12 protein-coding genes are annotated in these 9,967 nt (G+C 43.1%); 1 reads left to right on the forward strand and 11 read right to left on the reverse strand.

Annotated elements, in window-relative coordinates; translation table 11 throughout:
* A partial coding sequence (locus tag Q0614_RS01395) for a DUF1731 domain-containing protein (RefSeq protein ID WP_298785974.1) occupies positions 1–572 on the forward strand: 572 nt, incomplete at its 5' end.
* Positions 573–777: 205 nt separating this feature from the next.
* Here the strand turns inward: Q0614_RS01395 and Q0614_RS01400 are convergent.
* From Q0614_RS01400 to Q0614_RS01450, 11 genes are all read right to left on the reverse strand, one after another.
* The gene (locus Q0614_RS01400; protein ID WP_298785975.1) at positions 778–1,344 is read right to left on the reverse strand and encodes a GTP-binding protein; all 567 of its coding nucleotides are present in this window, start codon (positions 1,342–1,344) and stop codon (positions 778–780) included.
* On the reverse strand, positions 1,305–2,543 hold the full coding sequence (locus Q0614_RS01405) for a GTP-binding protein (protein WP_298785977.1): 1,239 nt from the start codon (positions 2,541–2,543) through the stop codon (positions 1,305–1,307). Before Q0614_RS01405 ends, Q0614_RS01400 begins: the two co-directional genes overlap by 40 nt.
* The gene (locus tag Q0614_RS01410) at positions 2,536–3,687 is read right to left on the reverse strand and encodes an MBL fold metallo-hydrolase (RefSeq protein WP_298785980.1); all 1,152 of its coding nucleotides are present in this window, start codon (positions 3,685–3,687) and stop codon (positions 2,536–2,538) included. The genes Q0614_RS01405 and Q0614_RS01410 overlap by 8 nt, the downstream gene beginning before the upstream one ends.
* A gap of 10 nt (positions 3,688–3,697) precedes the next feature.
* Positions 3,698–5,089 carry a hypothetical protein gene (locus Q0614_RS01415; RefSeq protein WP_298785982.1) on the reverse strand — a complete coding sequence of 464 codons (1,392 nt, stop codon included), beginning with the start codon at positions 5,087–5,089 and terminating at the stop codon, positions 3,698–3,700.
* Positions 5,090–5,195: 106 nt separating this feature from the next.
* Positions 5,196–6,368, reverse strand: a complete 1,173-nt coding sequence (locus Q0614_RS01420; protein ID WP_298785984.1) for a PAS domain-containing sensor histidine kinase — start codon at positions 6,366–6,368, stop codon at positions 5,196–5,198.
* Positions 6,359–7,057, reverse strand: a complete 699-nt coding sequence (locus tag Q0614_RS01425; protein ID WP_298785986.1) for a response regulator — start codon at positions 7,055–7,057, stop codon at positions 6,359–6,361. The genes Q0614_RS01420 and Q0614_RS01425 overlap by 10 nt, the downstream gene beginning before the upstream one ends.
* 88 nt (positions 7,058–7,145) lie before the next feature.
* Positions 7,146–8,060, reverse strand: a complete 915-nt coding sequence (locus Q0614_RS01430) for a DUF3137 domain-containing protein (RefSeq protein ID WP_298785988.1) — start codon at positions 8,058–8,060, stop codon at positions 7,146–7,148.
* Positions 8,061–8,157: 97 nt separating this feature from the next.
* Complete coding sequence (locus Q0614_RS01435) at positions 8,158–8,379, reverse strand: hypothetical protein (protein WP_298785990.1); 222 nt, start codon at positions 8,377–8,379, stop codon at positions 8,158–8,160.
* A gap of 19 nt (positions 8,380–8,398) precedes the next feature.
* Positions 8,399–9,025 (reverse strand): hypothetical protein, encoded by a 627-nt coding sequence (locus tag Q0614_RS01440; protein WP_298785992.1) that lies wholly within the window; start codon positions 9,023–9,025, stop codon positions 8,399–8,401.
* A gap of 2 nt (positions 9,026–9,027) precedes the next feature.
* A complete protein-coding gene (locus Q0614_RS01445) occupies positions 9,028–9,549 on the reverse strand; it encodes a hypothetical protein (protein WP_298785994.1) in 522 nt (173 codons plus the stop codon).
* Positions 9,550–9,583: 34 nt separating this feature from the next.
* The coding region (locus tag Q0614_RS01450; RefSeq protein ID WP_298785996.1) for a hypothetical protein at positions 9,584–9,967 on the reverse strand (384 nt) is incomplete at its 5' end.

A 9,967-nucleotide genomic window follows, 5' to 3' on the forward strand; every position in this document is an offset into this window, starting at 1 on the left:
TAGAAAATCCGCCCTTTTTCATCAGCGCTTCGGCCGTCGGCATTTACGAAAACGGGCTTGGTCACGACGAGAGCTCGGTCAAATTTGACCGCGGATTTTTGGGCGAGCTAGCATGTGAGTGGGAGAGCGAGGCCGTTAAGGCACGGACGCAAACGGCGATATTTCGCCTAGGCGTGGTGCTGGGTCGAGGCGGCGCGCTGGCTAAGATGCTGCCCGCATTTAGGCTCGGTCTTGGCGGCAAGATCGGTAGCGGCAAGCAGGCGTTTTGCTGGATTCACATCGCTGATTTGCTAGAGGCGTTTAAAATTACCTTGCAAAACCGCCAAAGCGGCGTTTTTAATCTAGTTTCGCCGCAACCTAGCACCAACGGCGAATTTACTCAAATTTTAGGAGAGGTTTTAGGACGACCGACGTTTTTTAAAGTGCCTAAATTTGTGCTAAATTTGATGCTAGGCGAGGGATCCGTCGTACTGCTTGAGGGTGCGAAAGTCTATCCCAAAGCCTTGATAGAGAGCGGATTTAGCTTTAAATTTGGCGATCTAAAAACCGCGCTTGAGGATGTTTTGGGATAACGTTTTAAAGTAAAACAAATTACCTAAAGGACTTTTCAATGGCAAGCTGTGCACTACATAAAATCCTAGCGTGGTGATAAATTCCGGAAATTTACCGCAAGAGTTCGAGTCAACTTGTGTTTAAATTTAATGTTTGGCGGCGGCATTCTATCGTTTTTATAAAGTCGTGCCGCATCGTCGTTCAAAATACACACAAGTTTATCCTCTATGCCCTCAAAAGTTCGGTCGAGAAAGCGCTTTCATCTATCCCTCGCCCGATGAAGACCAAAAAATTATCGCAGCGTTTACAATCGCTAAAAGGCGTTATCTCAAATTTGTCGCCTACGAACTGCACGACGTATTGCGCTTCATCATCTTTAAAGCTCGCAAGCCCTTTGATGCGGTAAAAATTTTCCGGCATATCGCTCATAAATTTGATGAAATTTTGCCTATCGATGGCCTCAGGAAGATCTTTTTTAAATGAGACTATCCCCTCGTCTTCGTGCGTCGCATGCATTTTGCCCTCGAGCAGGACGGACGCCATATACGAGGTGTCGCTTTGGCGGTAGAGCAGATAGTTTGGATTTAGCTCGGCGCCCACCGTCTCGAATATCTCGGCGCAGCGGTTGTTTTGGATCAAAGCTTGTCGTATCCGCTCCTTCTGCTCGCTTGAGATCAGATCGATTTTATTGAGCACTATGACGTCGGCGGCCTTGATCTGCTCGAGCATTATTTTTGATCTGCCCTGCTCTTTTAAAAATTCGCCCCATCGACGACTGTGACGATGGCGCATAGATTGACCGCGTCTTTTATCTCGTTTAGCTCGCTTAAGATATTGAAAGGATTGGCGACGCCGGTGGTTTCAAGCACGATGCTATCGGGCTTTTTGGGCTTGAGCTGCGAAATCGCAAGCTTGATCTGCCCCGCCATGGAGCAGCAAACGCACCCCTCGTCAATCTCTACGAGCGCGTATTTGGCGTCTAGCAGCGCGCCGTCGAGACCGATCTTGCCGATCTCGTTTTGGATGATGCCGGTAAATCTATTTTGCGCCGTTTCGTGCTCGATGAAATTTTGGATAAATTTCGTCTTGCCTGAGCCCAGATAGCCGGTGATGATAAAGAAATTCGGTCGCTCGCCGCCTTGCATAGAAATTTGCTTTTTATCCTCTTTGGCTAAGCGTAGCAAAAATTTAAACAAAGGCGCCGAGCCTGGCGGCTTCTTAAAGGATTTATCGTTAAATTTAAAGCACGCGTCGTCCGCATCCTTGCCGTAGATTAAATTTACAAAAATTTCGCCGCAGAGCGGATCTGCTTTGCTTTCTAAGTTGCGGTCTTTATCGTAGATCACGGCGTGCGCCGCTTTTTTGTAAATTTCAAAGCTCTCGTAGCGCGGCTCGTAAATTTTGCAAAGCGCGATATGCAAAAAGTTCATAAACGCAAGCGACACCCTAAAGCAGGGGAAATTTTTATCGAGCCCCTCTTTTGCGATGATCTGCTTACCCTCTACGCAGACGCCGTCCTTTGCGTACGATCTATCTCTGAGCTTTGTTTCAAAAGATAGCGCCAAGCCCCGCTCTTGCGGCCTTAAGTAGATCGTAGCGACGCAGAAGTTATTTAAAAGCTCCTCGTGCGCGGAGAAATTTCGCACCTTTGCCAAAAAGTCCGGCTCTCCGGCTAAAACGGCTTCAAAAAGCGAGACGCTACCGAGCAGCTCATCGTTTGCGGAGGGGAAATAATAAAGCTCAAATACGCCCGTGCCCTCTTCCACTTCCCGCAAAACGATGCCGTAAATTCCGCTGTAAAAGCCAAATTTGATGCTCCAGCATTCGTTAAAATAGTTCCCCTTATACATCCCCTGATACCTGCTTGAGGATTTTACGTCGCTATCGTAAAGAGACTTCATCAATATACATCTCATAAGCGACCTGTAATCCTCAAACGAGTATTTAAATTTCAAAGGGAAAATATCTTGAAATTCCATGCTTCTATCCAAATTTAACCTTATCGCCGTTGCCGAGATAATCGGACGTTTTGGTTCTAAATCTAGCCGTGCCTTTTACGATCGGATAGCCCTCGCGGACGAATTTTTGCACGGTCAGAAGGCCTGTGCAGTGGTTGCACGCCATGACCTGGTAGTTCCATCTTTTCAGTCCGATAACCAGATCGTCGTATTTTGGATCCCAATCGTCAAACGGCGAGATATGAAGTCCGCCGTAAAGCCCGTAGAGCTGGTCGTTGTCATATTTTAGCTCTTTGTATGCGGAATCAGAGAATGTAATAATACCCTGATGACAACATCCCGTAATGCTCACAAGACCTTTGTCTTTAACGTTTACGAAGATTGACTGCTCGCCAAAAACCCTCGTAATGATAGGACAGTCGTAGCAAAACGTACACATTCCAGGCTCGATCTCGTTTCTACCCTTTTTAAACACTACGAGCTCGCCCTTATGGCCCGAATCTTTGATATACTGTCTGCCCTCGGGATAAAAGCCCTCGTGGATGATAATCCTGATGTCGGGCTTATACTTTAAAACTACGGGTAGCGCCCAAAAGTGATCGTAGTGCTCGTGCGACATTATGAGAGTGTCGATCTCGCCGCTTTGCAGCATCTTATCGATCCCCTCTCGCTTAAAGCACTCGTGCATCCATTTATAGGACCAACCGCAATCAAGCAGATATTTTTTCTTTTCGCCATTTAGCCGCTCTATCTCTATCAAAGCGGAGTAGCCGCCCGCGTTATCGGGATTTACGGAGAGCTTTTTGGTTACCTCCCAAGCCTCATCTATTTTATCCGGCAAAAGATGCTTGATTTGCGAAATTCCCTCTTCGTAGCTACCTTTAGCAAGCCCTTTGCCGTTACCGAACGGCGGCCAGTTAAATAGATATTGATTAACGAGCAGTCCGCCTGCGCCTTTAATATCTCCCATCAGCATCGAGTTATCAAACCAGCTCGTTTCGGAGATATTAGTAACCTCGACGCTTTTAATCGCGCCGAAATCGGTCATCTTTCGCACTTCATCGGGAAGAAAAAATTCCCTCGCAGGAGAGTATGAAAATACCCCCATCGATGCGAGCGCACCGAGTCCTATGCCCGCTGCGCCGCCTTTTATAAAATCTCTTCTAGCTTCATTCATCTCATATCCTTTATTTAAAAATTGTAAGCATATTGCCCACGACAGGCGCTAGATAAACTACGGCTACATAGATGATCACGCCTATGATAAAGCCTACCACCAAGCCTTTGATGGAATTTTTATTTCCAAAATCGTCTTCCTCGCCCGCTTCATCCGCCTCTTCCTTCTTGCCGGCAAGCTTCCAGCCCGGCCAGCCGTCCATAAACCAGTAATTTATCAGCATGACGTTGATAAACCAGATCATCGGAATCATCGGGAATTGTTGCGGATGCGAAAAGCCTTTTTGAGTGCCTAGCAAAAAGTGCGAGACCTGATAATATACGTAGTATAGAACAATAGCCGCCGTCATGCTTATGATCGTTCTAAGAAGGATATTGACGGGCTTTGAAAATTTATTAACCGCGTTGTTGCAGTAAAATTTAATAAACAGCACCGGCACGAGCCAAAATATAGCTATCTCGCCTACATGCAGCCAGCGCCAATCTGGCGCAAAAAGCCTCCTGTCACCTCTAATATGCACGCCCCAGATAAGTTCTTGCAGATAGTAAAAGAAGAACGAAAAGCAAAACGCCATCGCTATAATGCCGAAAAACGACGCCGTCCTTCTAAGCCAGTTCGTCTTAATAAGGCTAAAAGGATACCTCTCCCAGATAGTTTCATACACCCAGACCATAACGGTACAGCACATAATCCATGCGATATTGAAATTTCCGTGCACGGTATCGGCGAAATTATGCCACCAAGGCGGAGTGATGGATGTGTATTTTTGCCACGGATCGAATAAAATTCCCATTTGCGAGTGGAAAAATACGAAATATACGATCATACTTAGCAAAAAGGTCCAGATAAAAACTGTAAAGCCTTTAACGGGCTGCTTTAGCTTCTGCCACGGCGAATTATCCGCAGCCACCACCCAAGAAGGACTTAGCCACGACGCGATAGCGGCAAACATCAAAATAGCCTGAGCTGAATATTCAAGAGCGTAAAAATCGGTTATACCGAGCTCCGCAAGCCTTCGCGGACTAAAATACGATATGGCAAGCTCGCCTAGAATAAATTCGAAGAATATCTTTAAGAATACGAAGAAGGTAAAAAATACCATCACCGTAAAGATAATGCCCTTTTTCGCCGGTCCCGCCGTATAGAGCCACTCTCTTTTGAATGGCCAAAAATCAAAAATATACGCGATCCAGATGATGACCACGAGCAGCCATCTGCACCACATATATCCCACGTATGGAGTATACATCCTCATCAGCCCCCTAGGATCTTGAAAGATCCACCACGATGCGTAAAACACCACGAATAAAAACAGGGTGTTTACAAGCACCGATGTGAGCGGAGAATACCTTCTAACAAGCTTCCGCTCCTCCAGATAGATTTTGTCTTCAGGTTCGCTCATCGCTTCCTCCTTACATAAAATTTAATCTTTATTAAATTATATAAAAAGAGTGCAGCCCATTTGTAGCGTAAATTTGGATTAAATTTTAAATTGTCTCAGAAAAGCTTCATTTTGGAAGCTTGATTATGAAATTTGAACCGCCTTTTAGGCTCTCTACGACGAGCGAGCCCTTGCAGTGATCTTCGATGATGATCTTTGACATATATAGCCCGATGCCGGTGCCGTTTTTGCTGGCTTTGGTAGAAAAATACAGATCGAAAATTTTATCTGCGATCTCCTTTTTGATGCCGCCTGCATTGTCTTTTACGCTTAAACAAAGATAAGATTTTTCGATGTAGGTTGAAATTTCGATAACGCCGTCGTCGATATTTCTTTCCAAAAAGGCGTCCTGCGCGTTTTTTATGATGTTTAAAATAACCTGCGAAACTTCGTTTTTATATGTGAGCAGAGTCTGATTGCAGCCGTATTTCGTGTAAATTTTAATCTTTTGGTTTTGTAGTATCGCTTTTACGATATTTATCGCCATATTGCAAAGCCCCTCTAAGCTCGTAACCTCCTTGATCTTGGCGGGCTTAAAGAAATTTCTAAATTCATCGATCGTTTCGGATAGGTGCTTGGAGTACTGCTCGATCTTGCCGAGCTCCTCCAAAAGGGCGGTTTTGTCAAATTTATCCGCCATCAAGCAGCCGGCGCTCAGATACGAAGCCGTAGCCGAGATAGCGGACAGCGGCTGCCTCCATTGATGCGCTATCATATTTAAAATTTCGCCCATCTGAGCGAGCCTTGATTGATACTGAAGCTGCTCGTCTTGGCGCCTTATGAGCTTTAGCTGCTCCTCGATCTCGTGGTTGAGAGTTAAATTTAGCCGCTTGACCTTCAGCCTGCTTTGTTTTAATTTCTTCTCCGCCATCACTCTTTTGGTGATATCCACCACTATCCAAAGCACCTCGTCGTTTCCCGATATGGAGTCGCCCGAAATTCTAATCCACAGCCCTTTGCCGCTTTTGTGCCTTAGCTCGTAGTTTAGCTGCAAGGCCTCGTTTTTCCTTACTTTATTAAAGGCGATATCTGCGAAATGCAGGTATTTTTCCTCGCTTAGATGTATGGTTTGCGCGGATTTGCCGATGATCTCGTCGTATTCGTAGCCGAAAATTTTACAAAAGGTCTCGTTGCACTCCATAATGTTTCTTTTCTTGTCCACGATGAAGATGCCGACGCCGGAATTTGAAAATATCGTCTCAAATCTCTGATGGTTTTTCTTAATGTCCACTATCGCCATTTTATTCTGTATCCTTGCGAGTAGATGTTTTCTATCAGCTTATAGCCGATTTTTCGGTGAAATCTGGATATGATATTTCTTACCCGCTTGTCGTCATATCCGCCATAGTCCTCGAACAGCTCGTTTTCTATCTCAAGGCCGCTTGCGATCCGCCCGCTAGAGCTTAAAAGCAGCTGCAACAATGAGCTTTCGTTTTTGGTTAGTTTGATAATTTCGCCCGCTTTGGATAGGGTTAAACTCTGCTTATCCCACACGAAATCGCCGCTTAGATAAATAAACTTTGCGGGTTTGGTTTCGATACTTTGCGTGATTTTTTCAAGCACGCTTAGTAGATACTCGGTCGTAAAAGGCTTTAGAATATAGCCGTCCACGCCGATAGATATCGCTTTAGTGAAAAATTTAGACTCGTCGTAGGCTGAGAAGATGACAGTTTTTACCGAAGGATCGATCTGTTTGATCCGCTCTAACATCTCAAGCCCGCTCATGCCCGGCATATTAATATCGGTAAAAACAATGTCCGCTTTGCTCGCTTTAAATTTCTCGATACCCTCCCGCGCGTCACCGCAGTCGGTAACCTGATGGAAAAACAGCCTTAAAATTTTCGCGGTCTGCTGCCTTGCCTCATTATCATCCTCGACATATAGGGCGCGCATACTGCGAGTTTGAGCTTGTATTTCGTTTATATCCATAGCGCCCCTCCTTTTTAAATTTATCCCTTATAGTAAATTCTATTTCGCGCGCTGCAACCCTGTTTTAAATTTACAAAACCGAGTGTTTTTATTCTACCTGCCCGAGCTTTTTAAGATAGGCAAAAATTTTAGCGATCTCGATCATTTTATTTAGGCTTTCGAGTAGCTTCGCGCTTTGCGAGCTCGGCGCGGATTTGAAAATTTCGCTATTTTCAACGCCGATTACGAGGCTGTTTTCGCCCAGATAAAGCTCGGTTTTGCCGAATAAATTTACGGTGATCGTTTGCATATTTTCTAAAATTTTTTTGTTCTGCAAAAAGGCGGCGGCGGCGAGGTTATTGAGATAGACGTCAAACGATGCGCTCAAATGCGGGCTATCTTTTAGTAGTTTGAGGTTCGATGCGCCGAAGATAAACTCCCCGCGCGGCACCACTAAAATTTGGCTATCGAAGGTCTCGCTAAAATCAAATTTTGCAAAAAGCCCGTCGAAGATCGCGGTATCGTCCTTTTTTTTGAGATGCAGAATTTTATCCAGCTCAAATACCCGATTTTCTCTGTTTTTATCGAAATCGCGGCTTAGGCAGATGTCGCCGATTTTTATGCCAAATTCGGGTGTCTTGCCCACTATCGCGTGCTTGCAAGTGCATAGATTTGCCTCTTTACGGAGCGGATTTTTGTAAATTTCATCAAGTAAAAACGCGCCGAAAGGCTGAAAGGTAAGACGCAGCTCCTTTGCAATCCAAAGCAGAAATTCGTTTTTAAAAGCCTCTTCACTGAGCGATTCAAATTTATGCGAAATGCGCACGGCTAGGTATTTGTAAGCAGGATAAGCAAGAGCTAGTAGCACTAATAAAAACAAGAATGAGAAATTTCCGAAATCCTTGCGCATAGCGATAAACAGCGCCAGCACTACCACTGCTACACCGCCACGCGCCTTCCAAAGCGCCACATTGCGTGCTCCATCTAGTTTTTGCTTTTTTAATTCGTAAGAAACAAGGCTCATCGCTATCCCCGTGAGTGAAATTTGACGCTCATTATAGCGAAAAATGGGATTAAATCAAGCCACATGATAAGCGCGTTGCTATTTATAAGGCGGGTTTTTATAATAGCTCAAAAGCATAGAAATCGCCGTCTTTTTCTCTACATTTTACAATATCGCTCTGTTTGAATTCTAAAATTTCATCCAGTTCGGATTCAAATTTCGTCGTATCGGTAATTTTAAAAATATATTGCGCGATTTGAACGGCCTTTACCGGGCGCCATACATTAATATCTTCATTCAAAATTTTTATAAAAATTTCTTTATCAGTCGCGCTCGTCATATTAAACCCTTCTGCCCGGTTATCTAAAATTCTTTCTACCTAGCCACAATTTAAGATATTTTAATACGGGTCTTAAATAATCATTAGTAGCGTTGGCTTTAAAGGTGCTCGCGCCTGATTCTATCAAATACCAGCTATATCCGTCATCCTTTAAAATATTCATTTTGCGATGTTTGGCCCCAGCGTTTGCATCGGATATCTCTATATCCAGTACTTTATTTGCAATATTCATCTGTACCGATAGATTAGGGCTTAGATCATATATGAAACGGTTAAAATCTTTGATGATATGGGTATTATATACGTCATCGATCATCTCGGCTCTTCTCTTCTTAAAAATTTCCTCCTCTATCGGATCTCCGTCAATAAGCTTTCCATAATGATCCGCGTCTGCTATGAGCTCTTCGTAAGATGCAGTAAAACATCCAAAAAATCCCCTATGCATCCCAAATTTCCAATTCGTAGGCACCGTCTCATCGATTACTTGAAAATATTCGCTATTAAATCTACAGTAATCTATATCATCTAAAAACGGTAATATGCAATAATAAACCTGTCCCTCTTCATATTGGATACCATGAACAAAATAGGTTCTGTTTAATCCCAGATACTCATGCTCGTCTTCTTTTATACATTTTACAATCATTTTTAATCATCCTTAAATTTGAAATCGTCTACGGCTTCTATGATGGGCGGTTCTTTTTTATCGCCTATTATACTATTTTTAACAAGTTCTGTAAAAAATTCTTTATTTTTGGATTCGTTGATTGCCTCTTTTATAGCATTAAAGGATAATTTTAAATTATTTAAATTGCCATCTATAATGCAAAAGCCGTTTTTCTCACACAATGATATTATGCCCCTTAATACCGCTTCATACTCGGATCTAAAATCGATACGAAACGTAACGGACTCTATTATATTATTAGCATCAAAAAATACCTCTAAGCGGTTGCCGTTTTCGCTTCCGTATAGATCCATTTCGTTAGACCAAGATTTTTCGGGCTTTAATAGGTGCGAAATTTCAGAAAATACCTCTTTTTTGATCTTTGCTTTTTTCCAATATTTATCGTCTTCAAAGAGCTTTATATCGCTATATTGCGGATCGTATTGTAGATCGTAGGTATCGCTTTTAGGCAGAATAAAAAATTCACATTGCCAAATTGCCATATCTTCCTTCCTCAAATATTTTCATTATAAAATTTTAAAAGTAATACACATAGCAGCCTCGGTCATCGTATATATCAAATAAAATCGAAAATTTCTCTTTATTGTTTACGGCTAACTGAACTCTAATGTTCAAAGAGGGTTCTTTTGCCAGCTCAAAATTAAAATGGCGCAGCAGTATGGATCTCAAAAAATTTGGCTCAAGCGCCTTTTCTTTTATAAAAATAACGCCCGCTCTGGCACCGTTTTTATAAGGCCTGGCTTTTGTGTATTGCCCCTTCATATTTTTAAGAAGATGCTCTTCTATTTTCTCATCTCTTTCCCAAAAAAGAATTTTATAAACTACGCTATCTAAGTGGCTTGCTTTTGAAATTAAAAACATAACTAGCCTGATTTTGGCCTCTACATCGATATTTTCAAA

Source organism: uncultured Campylobacter sp. (assembly GCF_937997595.1).
Classification (GTDB): Bacteria; Campylobacterota; Campylobacteria; order Campylobacterales; family Campylobacteraceae; genus Campylobacter_B.

Bases quoted from the DNA above. Each gene is read 5' to 3' on its own strand.
- Q0614_RS01400 (WP_298785975.1), bottom strand. From the start codon at position 1,344: ATGCGCCATCGTCACAGTCGTCGATGGGGCGAATTTTTAAAAGAGCAG.
- Q0614_RS01410 (WP_298785980.1), bottom strand. From the start codon at position 3,687: ATGAATGAAGCTAGAAGAGATTTTATAAAAGGCGGCGCAGCGGGCATA.
- Q0614_RS01415 (WP_298785982.1), bottom strand. From the start codon at position 5,089: ATGAGCGAACCTGAAGACAAAATCTATCTGGAGGAGCGGAAGCTTGTT.
- Q0614_RS01420 (WP_298785984.1), bottom strand. From the start codon at position 6,368: ATGGCGATAGTGGACATTAAGAAAAACCATCAGAGATTTGAGACGATA.
- Q0614_RS01425 (WP_298785986.1), bottom strand. From the start codon at position 7,057: ATGGATATAAACGAAATACAAGCTCAAACTCGCAGTATGCGCGCCCTA.
- Q0614_RS01430 (WP_298785988.1), bottom strand. From the start codon at position 8,060: ATGAGCCTTGTTTCTTACGAATTAAAAAAGCAAAAACTAGATGGAGCA.
- Q0614_RS01435 (WP_298785990.1), bottom strand. From the start codon at position 8,379: ATGACGAGCGCGACTGATAAAGAAATTTTTATAAAAATTTTGAATGAA.
- Q0614_RS01440 (WP_298785992.1), bottom strand. From the start codon at position 9,025: ATGATTGTAAAATGTATAAAAGAAGACGAGCATGAGTATCTGGGATTA.
- Q0614_RS01445 (WP_298785994.1), bottom strand. From the start codon at position 9,549: ATGGCAATTTGGCAATGTGAATTTTTTATTCTGCCTAAAAGCGATACC.